Genomic DNA, 16,836 nt, shown 5'->3' on the forward strand with positions numbered 1-16,836 from the left:
TTGTTTCACTGTCCCCTAATCCGGGAGAAATTGAGGTGATATTCAGGTGAGCGAATACATAGTTGAGCTGAAAAATATAACGAAGCGATTTCCGGGCGTAGTTGCATTGCACAATATGCAGCTTGCCGTTAAGCCGGGAGAGATCCATGGCCTGATCGGTGAGAACGGCGCAGGCAAGTCCACACTGATCAAGGTCTTGACCGGCGTTCATATGGCCGACGAGGGCGAGATCTACGTCAACGGCGAAAAGAAGGTTTTCAAAAACCCCAATGAGTCCGCCGCGGCCGGCATTGCTTGCGTGTACCAGGAGCTGAACATCGAAAAGCTTCTGAGCGTGACGGATAACATTTTTATCAACAAGTGGCTGAAAAAGGGCATGCTGCTGGACTATGACACCATGCACAAGAAGGCCGAGGAGGTCATGAAGTCCCTGGGCCAGGATGTAGATCCCCGCAAGCCGGCGGGCACCCTGGGCATGGGCGTCCAGCAGATGATCGAGATCGCCAAGGCCGTCCTCATCGACGCCAAGATGATCATCATGGACGAGCCCACCTCCTCTCTGGGTGAAAAAGAGGTCGAGCAGCTGATGAAGACCTGCCGGGAGCTGAAGGCCCGGGGCATCGGCATCCTGTTTGTCTCCCACAAGCTGGAGGAGCTGTTTGAGCTGTGTGACCGGGTGACGGTCATTCGCGACGGCGAGTACATCGAGACCCGTGACATCAAGGACTGGACTAATGATTCCCTCATTGCCTCCATGGTGGGTCGCACGCTGGAAAACCAGTTCCCCAAGGAGTACGGCGTTAAGGGCGAGTGCATGCTGAAGGTGGAGGACCTGAGCATCGGCGGCGTCCTCAACGGCGTCAGCTTTGAGGCCTACGGCGGCCAGATCCTGGGCATGAGCGGCCTGGTGGGCGCCGGCCGGACCGAGACCGTCCGCGCTATTTTCGGCGCCGACCCCATTGACGGCGGCAAGATCTTCGTCAAGGGTAAGGAGGTCAAGATCAAGAGTCCCAAGCAGGCCATCGCGGCAGGCATCGCCCTGCTGACGGAGGACCGCAAGGGCTCCGGCCTGGTGCTGGGCGAGAGCATCCGCACCAACCTCATCATGTCCAGCTTCAAAAAGCACAGCGACGGCCCCTTCCTCAATGAAAAGCGCATTGAGGAGACCGGCCAGGGCCATATCCAGTCTCTGCGGATCAAGACGCCCTCTATCGACGAAATCGTCGGGCAGCTGTCCGGCGGCAACCAGCAGAAGGTCGTCATCGGCAAGTGGATCAACTCCGACGCCGATATTTACATCTTTGACGAACCCACCCGCGGCATCGACGTGGGCGCCAAGGTCGAGGTCTACAATGTTATGAACAGCCTGGTCAAGGCTGGAAAATGCGTCATCATGATCTCCTCTGAAATGCCGGAGGTCCTGGGCATGAGCGACCGGGTGGTCGTCATGCGCGGCGGCCGGGTCATGGCCACCGTGGACCGGGACAGCAAGCATTTCAACCAGGAAGACATCATGAAAGCGGCATGGGGAGGAACTTTAGATGACTAAGAAAAAAAGCGGCTCCGGCTTCCAGCTGGGCACGATCCTGGCACTGGTGATCATGTGCCTGTTCCTGGCAGTTGCCAACAAGAACTTTTACAGCTATTCCAACTTGATGAGTATTCTCAAGCAGACCGCCTTTAACGCCTTCCTGGCCGTTGGTATGCTTCTGTGCCTCATCACCGCCGGTATCGACCTGTCCGTGGGCGCCAACGCTGTGTTCTGCGCTTGCTTGATGGGCGCCCTGTCCAAGGCCGGCATGTCCAGCGGCATCGTGCTGATGGTCATCGGCATCCTGGCCGGCGGCCTGGTGGGCTTCATCAACGGCACCCTGCTGACCCGCCTGCACCTGCCTCATCCCTTCGTGTCCACCCTGGGCATGAAGAACGTGCTGTGGGGCCTGGCACTGCTGGTCACCGGCAGCCAGATGATCAACATCTTCCCCGATTCCGTCCAGTGGCTGGGCCGGACCACCATCGGCGGCTTCCCCGTCAGCTTCATCGTGGTCATCGTGCTGTATGTGGTCATGCACATCTTCTTGAGCAAGACCGCTCTGGGCCGCTCCATCTACTGCGCCGGCGGCAACATGGAGGCCACCCGCCTGTCCGGTATCAACACCGCCAACGTGCTGACCTTCTGCTACACCATGTCCGGTATCATGGCCGCCCTGGCCGGTATCGTGTCCGTGGGCCGCAGCGGCATCTGCAATGGCGCCAACGCCACCCAGCCCTATGATACCGACGCCATCGCCGCCTGCATCATCGGCGGTGCCTCTTTCACCGGCGGCAAGGGCACCATGTTCGGCACCATGCTGGGCTGCCTCATCATCTCCGTCCTGCGCAACGGCTTCACCCTGCTGTCCATCGACTCCGCTGTCCAGAACATCGTTCTGGGCCTGGTCATCATCCTGGCCGTTCTGATGGACGTGATCCGTGCCCAGATGGAGGCCAAGCGCCGCCGTCTGGCCGCCGCGAAGTAATTGGCCTTTTTCCCGTGCCCGGCCTGTTGACAGGCCGGGCACTCTTATGGCATTATGATTTCGAATTTGCGCGGAACGCCGCGCCGTGAACATGGAGGAACAATTATGAAAAAGCTTCGCATCGGCGTTGTTGGCCTGGGCCGCCTGGGAAAAGTCCATGCCCAGAATATCGCCTATAAGATCCCCAACGCCGAACTGACCGCCGCCTGCTCCATCGTGCCCGCCGAGCTGGAATATGCCAAGCAGGAGCTGGGCGTCACTGACGTTTATAGCGATTACCGGGAAATGCTGGCCAATGCCGACATTGACGCCGTGGTCATCGTCACCACCTCCTCCGAGCACTGCTGGCAGATCGAGGCCGCTCTGGACGCCGGCAAGCACGTGTTCTCCGAGAAGCCCCTGGGCGTGGATGTGGCCCAGTGCAAGCAGGCGGAGGCCGCTGTGGAGCGCCATCCCGACTTGACCTTCATGCTGGGCTTCATGCGCCGGTATGACAAGTCCTACGCCTATGCCAAGAAGAAGATCGAGGAAGGCGCCATCGGCACGCCCTATCTGGTGAAGGCCACTGGCATCGACCCCGAGGCCTTTGTGGACGGCGCCATCCGCTTTGCCAAGACCTCCGGCGGTATCTTCCTGGACATGGCCATCCACGACATTGACTTGATGCGCTGGTTCCTGGGCTGCGAGGCCACCGAGGTCTACGCCATGGGCGCAACCTTCAAGCATCCCGAGTTCAAGGAGGCCGGCGACGACGAGACCGGCGTGGCCGTGTACAAGTTTGAAAACGGCGCCATGGGCATGGTCCATGTGGGCCGCACCGCTCCTTACGGCTACCATGTGGAAACGGAGATCGTTGGCACCGAGGGCACCATCCGCATTTCCGCCGTGCCCGAGAAGAACCAGGCCATGGTCTACAACGTCAACGGCGCCTGCACCGAGTGCGTGGGCTCCTTCCCCGAGCGCTTCGCCGAGGCGTACCTCATTGAGATGGAGGAGTTCGTCAACTGCACGCTGGAGGGCAAGCAGCCCGGCACCAACGTGTATGACGGCACCAAGTCCACCGTCATCGGCTATGCCACCACCGAGGCCTGGAAAACCGGCAAGATCGTGGAAATCAAGTAATAACCTGCACACAAAAAGAACAGCCGCCCCATGGGCGGCTGTTCTTTTTGTATGTTCATTCCACTTCCAGGTGGACGGATTCGTGGTATTCCGGCTCCACCAGGCCGGGGATATTCACGGCGTCGGTGAAGTGCAGGTCCTGGGTATACTCCCGAATGAGGGAGACGATGTAGGGGTGGGGCCGCTCATCCGGCCGGCCGGCGGCAACGCTGACCACCGCGGTCTTGGGCTGGAGCATGGAAAGGAGCTTTCGGGTAGTGGAGGAAAGGGATGCGTGGTGGGGGACCTTCAAAATATCGCAGGGGGTGGCGCTCTCCGTCTCCCACATGTGGGCGTAGGCGTCGCCGCCCAGCATGATCTCCTTGCCGTGGTAGAAAAGCCGCTGGCGCAGGCTGGACACGTTCATGGACTTGCCCCAGTGGACCAGGTCATAATGGTCCCGCCGGCCGGCAAAGGCCGCGTCGTACACCGCCTTCTGCCGGGGATACAGGGCCGGCTCTCCGCAGAGGATGTGCATTTTTAAGGACGGCGTCAGCTGCCGGACCTCCATGTGGTCGCCGGGGATCTGCGTCATGGTGCGGATGCGGCCCGGATGCTCCCGCAGGGCTCTGGCATACATGTCCACGCACCGCAGCAGGTTCCGGGCGGCCTTGGGCAGACCGTTGTCTCCGTCCGGGTCCAGGTCACAGCTGTTCTGGGGCGGAATGTAGCTGGCAATGAGCTCATCCACCGTCACCGCCTCCAGCACCCGGCCCAGCCCGCCGATGTGGTCCCGGTGAAAGTGAGTCAGCAGCAGCACATCCAAGTGGGTCACACCCTGCTTTTTCAGAAAATCACCGGCATAGATCCGGCAGGAACGGTGGTTCTCCAGCGGCGGGTGGTCGTCCCGCACCAGGCAGTCATGGCCACAGTCCACCAGCATGGCAAAAACCTGCCGCTCTCCCTCCATTTCCCGGATCAGCGCGGAATCACCGTTGCCCACGTTGATGAAATCCAATACCAGCATACACAGGCCCCTCTTCTATCTTTTTGTGGTATTACCATACCACAACTTCGTTGCCCCCGGCAACTAAAAATGCGCCTGCCGGCCTACAAAATTTAGGTCAAATTTTTGGCACCCTGCCCAATGCCATTCCCAGGAAATTCCCGCCTTTTTTCGGGCAAACTTGATTTGTTCATACTTTTCCTGTATCATAGGTGATAATTTGATTACGTCATCACGGAAAGGAGCTTTTTCATGCCGTTTTCTTTTCAGTTTAACCCCGGCGATTTTCAAGGGTTTCAATTCGGCAGCAACGGTGAGACGCCGCCCAAGCGGCCCCGCAAGCCCCGCAAGCCCATCGGCAACGCCTTCACCCGCACCCTCATCAACCTGGCGGTGACGTTGGTGTTCGGCCTGGTGTACTTTTACGCGGAGCTGCCGGCCATCAACCTCCACGCCGAGGAATTTTACGTCTTTGTATTCCTGCTGTGCGCCGTGTACTGCGTGTGCGCCGTGATCACCTCCGGCTTCCAGGGAGAGGGCATCAAGGGCTACGTGGGCTTTTTGAAAAAACAGTGCACGGTGCCGTTCCTGGCATTCATCGCGCTGATCGCCGTTATCGCCGTGGGCTCCATCGCCTCCTGGGTGGTGCTGCGGGCGGACGCTTACAGCAAGCTGCTGCCTATTGAGAGCGGCGACTTCACCACGGAGATCGAAGAGATCTCCTATGACCAGATCCCCATGCTGGACGCCAGCTCCGCCTCCCGGCTGGGCAGCCGGAAGCTGGGCGAGCTCAGCGACATGGTGTCCCAGTTTGAGATCCTGCCCACCTACAACCAGATCAACTACCAGGGCCGGCCCGTCCGTGTCACCTCCCTGGCCTACGGCGACCTCATCAAGTGGTTCACCAACCGCTCCCAGGGACTGCCGGCCTATATCATCATCGACATGGTGACCCAGGAGGCCAATGTGGTCCGTCTGGAGGAGGGTATGAAATACACCACCGCCGAGCACTTCGGCCGGAACCTCTACCGCCACCTGCGGTTCCACTACCCCACCATGATGTTCGACGAGCCGGTGTTTGAGATCGACGAGGAGGGCACGCCCTACTGGGTCTGCTCCCGCATCGTCAAGACCATCGGCCTCTTCGGCGGCACGGACATCCAGGGCGCCGTCCTGGTGAACGCCATCACCGGCGAGAGCACCTACTACGAGGAGGTCCCCGGCTGGGTGGACCGGGTGTACTCCTCCGACATCATCATGGAGCAGTATGACTACTACGGCATGTACCACAACGGCTTCCTCAACTCCATGTTCGGCCAGCGGGATGTGACGCTGACCACCGACGGCTGGAACTATATCGCCATCAACGACGACGTGTATATGTACACCGGCGTCACCTCCGTCACCTCCGACCAGTCCAACATCGGCTTCATCCTCTCCAACCAGCGGACGAAGGAGACTCACTTCTACTCCATCGCCGGCGCCACGGAGACCTCCGCCATGGAATCCGCCCAGAGCCAGGTGCAGCAGATGCGCTATTCCGCCACCTTCCCCCTGCTGCTGAACATCGCCGACCAGCCCACCTACTTCATGGCTCTGAAGGGCGATGACGGCCTGGTGAAGATGTACGCCATGGTGAATGTGGAGCAGTACCAGATCGTGGAGACCGGCCAGACGGTGGCCGCCTGCGAGAGCAACTACCGCCAGGCCCTGGCCCACGCCGGACTCATCGGCGCCGGGCAGGCCGGTGTCTCCGGCGGCTCTGTCCGCACCCAGGACGGCATCATCGCCGAGATCCGCACCGCCGTTATCGACGGCAACACCCACTTCTACGTGCGGCTGGAAAACGGCATCGGCTTCCTGGACTTCAACGCCGCCCAGACGCCCCGGGCGGTGCTGCTGGACGTGGGCGACCACATTTGGTATGACTACTCTCTGGACGGCGCCGAGTTCCCGGAAAACGGCCTTGTGGCCGCCAGCGGCTTCCGGTTCGAGGGTGAAGAGCCCGCCGCCTAAACGGTTCCCCGGCAAAGTGAAATCGGCCTTTCTTCGGAAAGGCCGATTTTTTTCTGTATATCCATGCATTGACAACCGTTTTTTATCCGCCTATACTATTGCCAAATCTCAAGACGGCAAGGAGCGTGCCCCATGGAACTGACATTAAACAAAGCCGTGACCCAAGTGGAGATCTCCGGCATCCGCCAATTCACCTATCTGGTGCGGGATACCCCCGGTGCCTGCGGCCTGACCATCGGCGAACCGGATCTGAACACCCCGGGCGCCGTGAAGGAGGCCGCCAAAGCCGCCCTGGATGACAACGACACCCACTACCCTCCCGGCAACGGCTATCCCTATCTGCTGGAGGCCATCTCCCGCTTTGAGGCGCAGGCCCACGGTCTTTCCTACGCCCCCGGCGAGATCGTCACCACCGTGGGCGCCACGGAGGCCCTGTCCGCGGCCTTCTCCGCCATTTTGAACCCAGGGGATGAGGTCATCATCCCCACCCCCGCCTTCGGCCTGTACGAGGCGCTGGTGCGGCTTCGCGGCGCTGTGCCGGTATTCCTGCCCACGGAGCACAGCCGCTTCCAGATCGTCCCGGAGGAGCTGGCGGCGGCCATTACCCCCAGGACCAAGGCCATCGTCCTCACCTCCCCCAACAATCCCACCGGCTGCGTCTATACCCATGAGACGCTGGAGGGCATCCACCATGTGCTGCGGGACAAGCCCATCTTTGTGATCTGCGACGACGTGTACCGGGCTCTTTGCTATACGGACGATTACCACAGCTTCGCCGAGTATGCGGACATGCGGGACCGGAGCATCGTGGTCCAGAGCTTTTCCAAACCCTACGCCATGACCGGCTGGCGGCTGGGCTACTGCATGGCGGACGCCCCTGTCATGAGCCGCATCCAGGTGCTCCACCAGTACGGCGTCACCTCCATTCCCTCCTTTGTGCAGCGCGCCTGCGTCACCGCCCTGGGCCTGCCCACCGACGGCGTGGCGGAGATTTTCCGCAAACGGCGGGACTACGTGTACCGGCGGCTGCGGGGTATGGGATTGACCGTGGAAGAGCCCCAGGGGGCTTTCTACATGTTCATCGACATCCGGGCCTTCGGCATGGACTCTGTCACCTTCTGCACCCGGATGCTGAAGGAGAACCTGGTGGGCCTCATCCCCGGCATCTATTTCGGAACCGAGGGCTTCATGCGCCTTTCCTACTGCTATTCCGACGGGGACTTGAAAGAGGGCCTGGACCGGGTGGAGCGGTTTATCAAAAGCCTGTAACCGAAAAAAGCTCCTCCGCATGATCGCCGTCATGGGGAGGAGCTGCTCTTTTTCTGTTTGAAAAGTTGGCGCTTATCGCTTCAATACAAATTGTTGGACCGGGCTTCCAAACTCCTCGCACAGCTGCCCCTCGGCAAACCCCAGACGCTTGTAAAACGCTCTGGCTGCGATCCCCTCCGGCACTCCCTCCCGGTACGTCGTAACCACAACGTCTTTTTGGGGGTCCATGAACGTTAGCATATAGGACACCATCCTTTCCGCGACATGCTGTCTGCGATATGTGGCATCCACAGCCAAAAAGCAGAGCATATTCCTTTCGGGGGAAAACAGAAGTGTGCCGACGATCATATCTTCACTTTTCGCGCAGATTGCAGACCCCTCACGCATAAACTCCAACACCGTGTTCCTGTGTTCTTCCAGCGCCGCTTTGGTCTCAAGTCCGGGAAAGCTTTCTTTTACTTGATCCACAAGACGCATCCAATCATCGATGTCGCCCGCTCTGCCAAGCTCGATCTTCACGCTATCCACCTCCAAATTTCCATGTACAGCACTCTTTATTCGGTCGGGTCATACCACGCGCGGGAAAAGGCCATGGCAGCGCCCACTCTCCGCAGGGTCTTCTCTCCTCACTCCAGCATCAAAAGCTTTTTCAAAAACTCCACGCCTTTGGGCAGCACAGTCATATCGTCAAAGTCAAAGTCCGGGGCATGTAGCTCCGGCGTCTTCCCCACGCCCAGGAAGAAAAACACGCCCGGCACCGCCCGCTGGTAAAAGGAGAAGTCCTCCGCCGCCAGGGCTGGCACATCCAAAAGAGTCGGGGCGGCATCGCCCAGAGCGTCACAGACTGTCTTGTACAGCCCCTCGTGGTTCCACACCGCCGGATAGCCCTCGTTGAGGTACACCTCCACACCGCAGCCGGTCTCCTCGCTCAAGCCGTGTCCGATGGTCTCCAGCTGCTCCCTGCAGAAACGGTACGTCTCCTCCCGGTAGGTGCGCAGGCTCCCCTCCAGCACGGTCCTTCCGCTGACGGCGTTGCGAACGGTGCCGGAGGTCATCTTGCCGAACAAAAACGCTCTCGGCTCCTCCGGCGGCAGGGCGTCCACCATGCCGTAGGCCCTGCGGAGGTACTCCGCCCCCGCCGCCAGGGCGTCCCGGCCCTGGCTGGCCCGGGAGAGGTGGACGCTTTTTCCGGTGACGGTGACCGTCACCTCGTTGGCCCGTGCCATGAGGGGGCCGGGACGGGTATAGACCCTCCCCGCCGGGAGGCCCGGCCATAGGTGCAGGCCAAAGACCCGGGTGACGGCATGTTTTCCCAAAATGCCGCTTTCGCAAAGGCGCCGGGCGCCGCCGGAGGTCTCCTCCGCCGGCTGGAACAGCAGCAGCACGTTCCGGGGCAACTCCGAGCGGTGGGCGGCCACGTGCTCCGCCAGCGCCAAAGCCATGGCGGTGTGCCCGTCGTGACCGCAGGCGTGCATGACGCCGCTGTGGGTGGAGGCATAGGGCGCGCCGGTGGCCTCCGTCACCGGCAGGGCGTCCATATCCGCCCGAAACGCCACGGTCTCCGGCCGTCCGGCGTCAAAAAACGCGCAGACACTGCCGGGAATGGGCGCGGACAGCGCACCTCCCAGTCCCTCCAGCACAGAGCGGACATATTGAACAGTCTCCGGCAGGCAGTCACCCACCTCCGGAATGGTGTGCAGCGTACGGCGATGGTCCACCACAGTCATGAAACACGCCTCCTTTGGGTCGTCAGTTTCCGCCATTATAACACACTTGTTTCCCGCGGGAAGAATTTTTTCATTTTTCTCTTGCATTTGTCAAAGTACGATGGTATGATAGCCAAAAATGAGATAGAGGCGCGGATGCGATGAGTCCATGGGAGCCGTCGGGCTGGGAACATGGAGGAGGCAATTCCGCCGAACTGTCCGCTTGGGTACAGGCGGGCGGTGGGTCCGTGGGAAATACCCACGGGACTGTCCGCGGCGGATGCCGCGGGGGCGCTATCCGCTTACAGAACACTCCATGTTTCAAAGCATGAAAGGCTGTCGGTAGGGGCGTGTCTCTACCGACTTTTTATTTTTGAAAGTATGGAGGACACAACAATGAAGTTCGAACATCTGCAGGGTTCCATCGTCGCTATGATCACCCCCTTCCGTGAGGATGGAAGCGTGAATTTTGAGGTATTGACGCAGCTGCTGGAGCGGCAGATCGCCGCCGGCACCGACGCCATTTTGACCTTGGGCACCACCGGCGAATACTCCACCATGAGCCATGAGGAGGACGCCTCCGTGGTAGAGCACACCATCCGGGTGGTGAACGGCCGGGTGCCCGTCATCGTAGGCAGCGGCTCCAACTGCACCGCCACCCAGATCGAAAAGAGCATCCAGTACCAGGACATGGGCGCCGACGCCCTGCTGCTCATCGCCCCTTATTACAACAAGGCAAACCCTGAGGGCATGTACCGCCATTTTGCCCAGACGGCGGACGCCGTCCACATCCCCTGCCTTCTGTACAACGTCCCCGGCCGTACCGGCTGCTCCATCCCCGTTTCCGTGGTGGAGCGTCTCAGCAAGCACCCCAACATCGTGGGTATCAAGGAGGCCAGCGGCGATATGTCCTACGCCATGAAGATCGCCCACTGCGTGGGCCCCGACTTTGCCCTGTATTCCGGCAATGATGACATCACCGTGCCCCTCATGAGCATCGGCGGCAGCGGCGTCATCTCCGTGTACGCCAACGTCATGCCCGCCATGTGCCACCAGATCGTGGCGGATTACCTGTCCGGCAACCAGGCCCAGGCCGTGGCCAACCACCTGCGCTATCTGCGGGTGATGAACGACCTGTTCATCGAAGTGAACCCCATCCCGGTGAAGGCCGCCATGAACATGATGGGTCTGAACGTCGGTCCCATGCGGCTGCCCCTTTGCGAGATGAGCGAGGAGCACAGCGCCGTCCTCCGGGCCTCTTTGGAGGAGGCTGGTCTGCTGTGAGGTTTTTGCTGATCGGCCGGGGTAAGATGGGCCGCCTCATCCAAGAGACCGCCCTGGCAGGCGGCGACGAGGTCGTGGAGGCCCTGGGCCGGGAGGACCTCTCCCGCTTGGAGGACCCCGCCCTCACCGCCGACGTGGTCATCGACTTCTCCCGGCCCGAGGCTTTGGGCGCCGTGGAGGCCTATATCCGCCGCACCGGCATCCCCCTCCTCTCCGGCACCACCGGCTATTCCCCCGCGGAAAAGGGCCGCCTGGAGGCGCTGGGAACCGTTGCTCCCGTCCTCTGGAGCGCCAACTTCTCCCTGGGCGTGGCGGTATTCGTCCGGGCCCTGCAGGCCGTCAGCGGCGTGCTGAAGCCGGACTTCGACATTGAGATCACCGAGACCCACCACAACCAGAAGGCAGACGCCCCCAGCGGCACCGCCAAGCTCCTGCTGGATGCCATCGACCCCCAACACCAGCTGACGCCGGTGTACGGCCGGGAGGGCAATTGCGGCAAGCGGGCCCCGAATGAAGTCGGCATCCACTCTCTCCGGGGCGGCACCGTGGCCGGCACCCATACCGTCCACTTCTTCGGCCCGGACGAGGAGTTTGAGATCACCCACCGGGCCGCCAGCCGCCAGATCTTTGTCAACGGCGCCCTGCACATGGCCCGGCTGCTGCCGGGAAAGCCCAGCGGCCTTTATGACCTGCAAAAAATCTTGTTTGGAGAATGACCATATGAACGCACAGGAGATCATCGACTATATCGCAAATTCTGAAAAAAAGACCCCCGTGAAGGTGTACGTGAACACCACCGCCCCCGTGGACTTCGGCTCCGCCCAGGTCTTTGGCGAGGGACACAGCCACGTGGTGTTCGGCGATTGGGCGGAGCTGGGCCCCATTCTGGAAACGAACGCCGACCGCATCACCGACTGCGTGGTGGAAAACGACCGCCGGAACTCCGGCGTGCCCCTGCTGGACTTGAAGGGCATCCCTGCCCGCATTGAGCCCGGCGCCATCATTCGGGAAAAAGTCACCATCGGCGAGGGTGCCGTCATTATGATGGGCGCCGTTATCAACATCGGCGCCTCCATCGGCAAGGGCACCATGATCGACATGGGCACCATCCTGGGCGGCCGGGCCACCGTGGGCGACCACTGCCACATCGGCGCCGGCACCGTGCTGGCCGGCGTGGTGGAGCCCGCCTCCGCCACCCCCGTGGTAGTGGAGGACAACGTGCTCATCGGTGCCAACGCGGTGGTCATTGAGGGTATTCACATCGGCCGGGGAGCCGTGGTGGCCGCTGGAGCGGTGGTCATTGAGGACGTGCCGGAAAACGCCGTGGTGGCCGGCAGCCCCGCCCGCATCGTCAAGATGAAGGACGAGCAGACCGAGAGCAAAACGGCTCTGGTGAATGCTCTTCGAAAGCTGTAAAAGAAACCAAACCGCCTGTTCCTGTTTCTCAAATGAAGCAGGAACAGGCGGTTATTGTATGAAGTTCCGCATCCAAACCACCCGCAAGGGGCACGCCGTATCCGTAAGGCGGCAAAGCCGCCAACGGCTGCGCTGCGGTTCGCGGGTGGAGAGGAGGAGCAGCGGAATGAGTGCGCTCTGACTTTTGAAAAAAGTCGGAGCAAGCGATATGCAGCTTGCTCCGACGTGGAAAGCGTGAACACTTTCGAGGTGCAGGCTTTCAGTTCCGCTTCCAAAACCAAATCGCAACCCAGCGCAGCGGTTGCGATTTGGAAAGGAGGAGCGACGGAGTGAATGAGCGATGACTTTTTTATATAAAAAGTCGTCGCGAACGATACGAAGTCCGCGACGACGTGGTGACCCGGCGGGGATTCGAACCCCGGACCCACTGCTTAAAAGGCAGTTGCTCTGCCGACTGAGCTACCGGGTCATGGTCTTTTATGAAGCGCCGCTGTCCGGCGCGGATTATCTGGCTGGGACGGCTGGACTCGAACCAGCGGATGAGGGAGTCAAAGTCCCTTGCCTTACCACTTGGCGACGCCCCAATGTGGAAGGAAATAGGGGACCGGGGTGACCCCGATCCCCTACTTTGTCTGGGGTGGGAGATGGGACTCGAACCCACGACACCCGGAACCACAATCCGGTGCTCTAACCAACTGAGCTACACCCACCACATATAAACATGGGAAGCTGCTGACTATCGCTCCAAAGAAGAGCTGGTACGCCAGAAGGGACTCGAACCCCTGGCCCACTGCTTAGAAGGCAGTTGCTCTATCCAGCTGAGCTACTGGCGCGAATATGTTGGAGCAGGTGACGAGAATCGAACTCGCATCCCCAGCTTGGAAGGCTGGTGCCCTGACCATTGTGCTACACCTGCGTATGCCCTCCGTGGAAATCGTCAGCTTGGATATATTACCATATATATTGGGGAATGTCAACCCATTTTCCCTCATTTTTTTGCCGCATTCCCGCAGCTGTCCAAAAAGGCGCGAAACAGCAGATCACCGTTCGCAGCTCCCTGTTTTGCAAAGCCGCCCCGCAGCCGCTCCGGGTGCCACTGTACCCCCCACACCGGCAGCGTCTCATGCTCCAAGGCCTCAATGGTGCCGTCCGGCGCCCACTGCACCGGACGGAGCCGCGCGCCGGGGCGCTCTACCGCCTGGTGGTGCGAGCTGTTCACCACCACATGCGTGCCGTACAATGCCGCCAACAGTGAATCAGCCCCCCGGACCCGGTGCAGCCGGTCCAGCCCCTCATACCGGCTGTGGCCCGGCAGGTCCTGCCGCAGGGTTCCGCCCAGGGCGACGTTCAAAACCTGCATGCCCCGGCAAATGCCCAGCACCGGCACGCCGGCAGCCAGCGCCCGCTCCAAAAGGGCAAATTCCAACTCGTCCCGCCGGGGGTCCATCCCATAGGAAGCGGTATTCTCCCTGCCGTAGCGCCAGGGCTCCACGTCGCCTCCGCCGGGCAGCAGCAGTCCCGCAAATGCCGGCAGCCGCTCCGCCGTCTCCGTGAACACAGCCCGGCCCCCCGCGGCCTCCACCGCAAGGCGGTAATTGTCAAAGGACGTCCTCTGTCCCGGAATAAGAATGACCGTTTTCATGCCGTTCCTCCTCCACGCCGTCTGCACTGTGGATATTGTATGCCGTTTGCGGCAAAATGGCAACCGGGACTTGCAAGGCCGCGAAAAATATGGCATAATACAAATCGCAATACAGCTGGAGATGTACCCAAGTGGCTGAAGGGTCCGCACTCGAAATGCGGTAGGCCGTGAAAGCGGCGCGGGGGTTCAAATCCCTCCATCTCCGCCACGTGGTCGCAAAGTTTGCTTTGCGACCACGTTCTTTTATTCCTACGGAACAAAAGAACGTCATCCGCCCGCTCCCTTGCTCCTCCTTTCCGACCGCGATTCGCTCCGCGGGATTCGCGATCGGTTTTGGACCGAAGGCGAAACGGAAATATCCAAATTGAAGCCGCCCAGCATGTCGCCGCAAGCGTCATATCGCTTGCAGCGGCTTTTTTACTTCGCCCAATTTCCTCATTCATCCGCTTTTGCCGCCCCAGGCGGAAAACAAGCGCACTGAATACGCTTTATCTGCCGTTTTCTTAGGCAAAGCATGGTAATCTTGCCGTTTTCATGCTATACTATGGGGGAATAATTTTCTTGATTTGCCTGCTCTTTTGCCCAGGCAAGCCATCTAATATTTTGTTGGGAGGTTTTGCAGATGACAACTGAAAAACTGCTTCAAGAAGCGGAGGCGCTCCGTGACTGCGTGCTGGAGGAGCGGCGCTGGCTGCACCGGCACCCGGAGACCGGCTTTGACCTGACCGATACCCACACATTCGTCAAGCAGGAGCTAGCAGACATGGGCTACCAGCCGGCGGACTGCGGAAGAGCCGGTATCGTCGCTCTGGCCGGCGGCAAAAAACCGGGAAATGTATTTTTGCTGCGGGCGGATATGGACGGCCTTCCCATCCATGAGGAGGCCGATGTGGAATTTGCCGCTCAGAATGGCCGCATGCACGCCTGCGGCCACGACCTGCACACCGCCATGCTGCTGGGGGCGGCCCGCCTGCTGAAAGCCCACGAGGACGAGATCGAGGGCACCGTGAAGCTGATGTTCCAGCCGGCGGAGGAAATTTTTGAAGGCTCCCACGACATGATCCAGGCGGGTCTCTTGGAAAATCCCAAGGTAGACGCTGCTCTCATGATCCACGTGATGGCCGGGATGCCCTTCCCCGCTGGGACGGTCATCGTCTCCGCTCCCGGCGTCAGCGCGCCGGCCGCGGACTATTTTGAGATCAAGGTCCAGGGCAAGGGCTGCCACGGCTCCATGCCCAACACCGGCGTGGACCCCCTTACGACTGCCGCCCACATTCTCATCGCCCTCCAGGAGCTCCACGCCAGAGAGCTGGCCATGGACGACCGGGCGGTGCTGACCATCGGCACCATGAACGCCGGAACCGCCGCCAACGTCATCCCGGACACCGTCACCATGGGCGGCAGCATCCGTACCTTTGACGAGGAGACCCGGGCTTTCATCAAGCAGCGGATGACGGACATCGCCAAAGGCGTCGCCGGCGCCTTCCGGGCGGAGGCGGAGGTCACCTTCGGCAGCGGCTGCCCCACGCTGGTCAACGACAAGGACCTGTCCGCCTGCTGCGAAACGTATGTAAAAGAGCTGTTGGCGCCCGGCAAGGCCTTTTCCGTGGCGGAGCTGAACGCCATGGGAGGCGGCGGCCAATCCTCCAAATCCGCCGGCTCCGAGGACTTTGCCTACGTCAGCCAGGAGGTGCCCTCCATCATGCTGGCCCTTGCCAGCGGACAGCCGGAAAAGGGCTACCAATATCCCCAGCACCACCCCATGGTCAAGTTCGACGAAAGCGTCCTGCCCGTGGGCAGCGCTGTCTACGCCTACACGGCCCTGCGCTGGCTGGAGGAGCACAAGGGATAATCGCTTGCCTCTGTCCGGCCCCGCATTTGGACTGCCTCCTGCCGCATAGAATTTGGCGGAGGGATGTTCATGCTGTCTGCCGCGCTGCTGCTGTTTGCCAACACTCTGCTGTTATCCCTGCGCCTCTCGGGAGGCGGTTCCTTTCCCAAGCCCCTGTCCGCCGCCGAGGAGCGGGAGTACCTTCAGCGCTATGCCCAGGGCGACCAGGAGGCCCGGGACATACTCATCCAACGAAATCTCCGCCTGGTAGCCCATATCATCAAGAAGTATTACACCCAGAACGGCGACCAGGAGGACTTGATCTCCATCGGCACCATCGGGCTCATTAAGGGCATCTCCAGCTTCAACCCGGAAAAAGGCGCCCGGCTGGCCACCTACGCCGCCAGATGCATCGAAAATTCTATACTATCGCAGCGGAACAAACGGCGGTTGAGGTGGAAAACCATGAACCTTTTGGGGCAAAATGGTCTATGTTCTGCCGCTTGAAAGTCCGCAGCTATGTATTGGCTGCGAATGTTGCAGGTACGTTAAAAGTTGCGCCGCTTCAAATTCTCAAGTTCCCGGTCGTCCTTCCACATAAGTTTTTGGATGCCGAGAAGTTCAATCTGCGGTTTTCGGACGCATCCGAGATCACGGAAATTGCGGACAAGCTGCGGTGGTATCGCTATCAAAAAGGACTTCGTCAGCGTGACGCGGCGGACTATGCGGGCATCGACCGCAGTACCTATATCCATTACGAAGAGGCAGGGCGGGACTTTTATCCGAAGGAGCATATGGAGAAGCTGGCGGAGCTGTTTGAAGTGCCGCTGGAGGATTTGCTGGATGACTATAACCTGTTCCTGCTGCGGGGTCAGGGAGCACAAATCAAAGCCATACGCCAGCGGCTCGGCTTGACGCAGAAGGCATATGCCACGCAGCTTGGTGTCCCGCTGCAAAAGTTCAAGCGATGGGAACAGGGAAGCGTGCAGATTTTCAAATCCACATGGGAGAAGTATTTCAAACAGACATAACCATAGCAGTAAACG

Annotated in this window: 15 protein-coding genes, 6 tRNA genes and 1 riboswitch; of the genes, 12 read left to right on the plus strand and 9 right to left on the minus strand. The window is 60.4% G+C overall.

The window, feature by feature from the left end:
• The first annotated feature begins 115 nt into the window (after positions 1-115).
• The 3 genes from ACTQ4R_RS07345 to iolG all read left to right on the plus strand — a co-directional run bounded on the left by ACTQ4R_RS07345 (position 116) and on the right by iolG (position 3,641).
• Entirely contained in the window at positions 116-1,549 is a 1,434-nt protein-coding gene (locus tag ACTQ4R_RS07345; RefSeq protein WP_441627306.1) for a sugar ABC transporter ATP-binding protein, read from the plus strand.
• Complete coding sequence (locus ACTQ4R_RS07350) at positions 1,542-2,519, plus strand: ABC transporter permease (RefSeq protein ID WP_441627308.1); 978 nt, start codon at positions 1,542-1,544, stop codon at positions 2,517-2,519. The genes ACTQ4R_RS07345 and ACTQ4R_RS07350 overlap by 8 nt, the downstream gene beginning before the upstream one ends.
• A 105-nt stretch (positions 2,520-2,624) precedes the next feature.
• On the plus strand, positions 2,625-3,641 hold the full coding sequence (gene iolG / locus ACTQ4R_RS07355) for an inositol 2-dehydrogenase (protein ID WP_441627310.1): 1,017 nt from the start codon (positions 2,625-2,627) through the stop codon (positions 3,639-3,641).
• Positions 3,642-3,696: 55 nt separating this feature from the next.
• On the opposite strand, the gene ACTQ4R_RS07360 is transcribed toward iolG, so the two are convergent.
• Positions 3,697-4,647, minus strand: a complete 951-nt coding sequence (locus ACTQ4R_RS07360) for a ComEC/Rec2 family competence protein (protein ID WP_441627312.1) — start codon at positions 4,645-4,647, stop codon at positions 3,697-3,699.
• 231 nt (positions 4,648-4,878) lie between these two features.
• On the opposite strand from ACTQ4R_RS07360, the gene ACTQ4R_RS07365 reads away from it, so the two are divergent.
• Together ACTQ4R_RS07365 and ACTQ4R_RS07370 are read left to right on the plus strand one after the other, a co-directional pair.
• A complete protein-coding gene (locus ACTQ4R_RS07365) occupies positions 4,879-6,642 on the plus strand; it encodes a CvpA family protein (RefSeq protein WP_441627314.1) in 1,764 nt (587 codons plus the stop codon).
• A 132-nt stretch (positions 6,643-6,774) separates the two neighbouring features.
• Positions 6,775-7,911 (plus strand): pyridoxal phosphate-dependent aminotransferase, encoded by a 1,137-nt coding sequence (locus tag ACTQ4R_RS07370; protein ID WP_441627316.1) that lies wholly within the window; start codon positions 6,775-6,777, stop codon positions 7,909-7,911.
• 72 nt (positions 7,912-7,983) lie between these two features.
• On the opposite strand, the gene ACTQ4R_RS07375 is transcribed toward ACTQ4R_RS07370, so the two are convergent.
• Positions 7,984-8,430 carry a GNAT family N-acetyltransferase gene (locus ACTQ4R_RS07375; RefSeq protein ID WP_441627318.1) on the minus strand — a complete coding sequence of 149 codons (447 nt, stop codon included), beginning with the start codon at positions 8,428-8,430 and terminating at the stop codon, positions 7,984-7,986.
• 107 nt (positions 8,431-8,537) lie between these two features.
• Positions 8,538-9,638, minus strand: a complete 1,101-nt coding sequence (locus ACTQ4R_RS07380; RefSeq protein WP_441627320.1) for a M20 metallopeptidase family protein — start codon at positions 9,636-9,638, stop codon at positions 8,538-8,540.
• A 116-nt stretch (positions 9,639-9,754) separates the two neighbouring features.
• A riboswitch (Lysine riboswitch) is annotated at positions 9,755-9,922 on the plus strand.
• Positions 9,923-10,013: 91 nt separating this feature from the next.
• Between ACTQ4R_RS07380 and dapA the strand changes: the two genes are divergently transcribed.
• The 3 genes from dapA to dapD are packed head-to-tail and all read left to right on the plus strand — an operon-like array spanning position 10,014 to position 12,317.
• Positions 10,014-10,901, plus strand: a complete 888-nt coding sequence (gene dapA / locus ACTQ4R_RS07385) for a 4-hydroxy-tetrahydrodipicolinate synthase (RefSeq protein WP_441627322.1) — start codon at positions 10,014-10,016, stop codon at positions 10,899-10,901.
• A complete protein-coding gene (gene dapB, locus ACTQ4R_RS07390; RefSeq protein WP_441627324.1) occupies positions 10,898-11,617 on the plus strand; it encodes a 4-hydroxy-tetrahydrodipicolinate reductase in 720 nt (239 codons plus the stop codon). Before dapA ends, dapB begins: the two co-directional genes overlap by 4 nt.
• Positions 11,607-12,317 carry a 2,3,4,5-tetrahydropyridine-2,6-dicarboxylate N-acetyltransferase gene (dapD, locus tag ACTQ4R_RS07395; protein ID WP_441627326.1) on the plus strand — a complete coding sequence of 237 codons (711 nt, stop codon included), beginning with the start codon at positions 11,607-11,609 and terminating at the stop codon, positions 12,315-12,317. The genes dapB and dapD overlap by 11 nt, the downstream gene beginning before the upstream one ends.
• Before the next feature lie 393 nt (positions 12,318-12,710).
• Here the strand turns inward: dapD and ACTQ4R_RS07400 are convergent.
• From ACTQ4R_RS07400 to ACTQ4R_RS07425, 6 genes are all read right to left on the minus strand, one after another.
• Positions 12,711-12,786, minus strand: a tRNA-Lys gene (locus ACTQ4R_RS07400).
• Positions 12,787-12,826: 40 nt separating this feature from the next.
• Positions 12,827-12,901: transfer RNA gene (locus ACTQ4R_RS07405), tRNA-Gln, on the minus strand.
• A gap of 49 nt (positions 12,902-12,950) precedes the next feature.
• Positions 12,951-13,027, minus strand: a tRNA-His gene (locus ACTQ4R_RS07410).
• A gap of 46 nt (positions 13,028-13,073) precedes the next feature.
• Positions 13,074-13,150 (minus strand) — tRNA-Arg (locus ACTQ4R_RS07415).
• 8 nt (positions 13,151-13,158) lie between these two features.
• Positions 13,159-13,233 (minus strand) — tRNA-Gly (locus tag ACTQ4R_RS07420).
• Between the two features lie 72 nt (positions 13,234-13,305).
• Entirely contained in the window at positions 13,306-13,959 is a 654-nt protein-coding gene (locus ACTQ4R_RS07425; RefSeq protein ID WP_441627328.1) for a gamma-glutamyl-gamma-aminobutyrate hydrolase family protein, read from the minus strand.
• A 117-nt stretch (positions 13,960-14,076) separates the two neighbouring features.
• Between ACTQ4R_RS07425 and ACTQ4R_RS07430 the strand changes: the two genes are divergently transcribed.
• From ACTQ4R_RS07430 to ACTQ4R_RS07445, 4 genes are all read left to right on the plus strand, one after another.
• Positions 14,077-14,167, plus strand: a tRNA-Ser gene (locus ACTQ4R_RS07430).
• Positions 14,168-14,581: 414 nt separating this feature from the next.
• The gene (locus ACTQ4R_RS07435) at positions 14,582-15,811 is read left to right on the plus strand and encodes a M20 metallopeptidase family protein (protein WP_441627330.1); all 1,230 of its coding nucleotides are present in this window, start codon (positions 14,582-14,584) and stop codon (positions 15,809-15,811) included.
• Positions 15,812-15,880: 69 nt separating this feature from the next.
• A complete protein-coding gene (locus ACTQ4R_RS07440) occupies positions 15,881-16,297 on the plus strand; it encodes a sigma-70 family RNA polymerase sigma factor (protein WP_441627332.1) in 417 nt (138 codons plus the stop codon).
• Positions 16,198-16,821, plus strand: a complete 624-nt coding sequence (locus ACTQ4R_RS07445) for a helix-turn-helix domain-containing protein (protein WP_441627334.1) — start codon at positions 16,198-16,200, stop codon at positions 16,819-16,821. Before ACTQ4R_RS07440 ends, ACTQ4R_RS07445 begins: the two co-directional genes overlap by 100 nt.
• Positions 16,822-16,836 lie beyond the last annotated feature (15 nt).

The organism is Dysosmobacter sp. Sow4_B12 (genome assembly GCF_052116665.1).
GTDB lineage: Bacteria > Bacillota > Clostridia > Oscillospirales > Oscillospiraceae > Oscillibacter.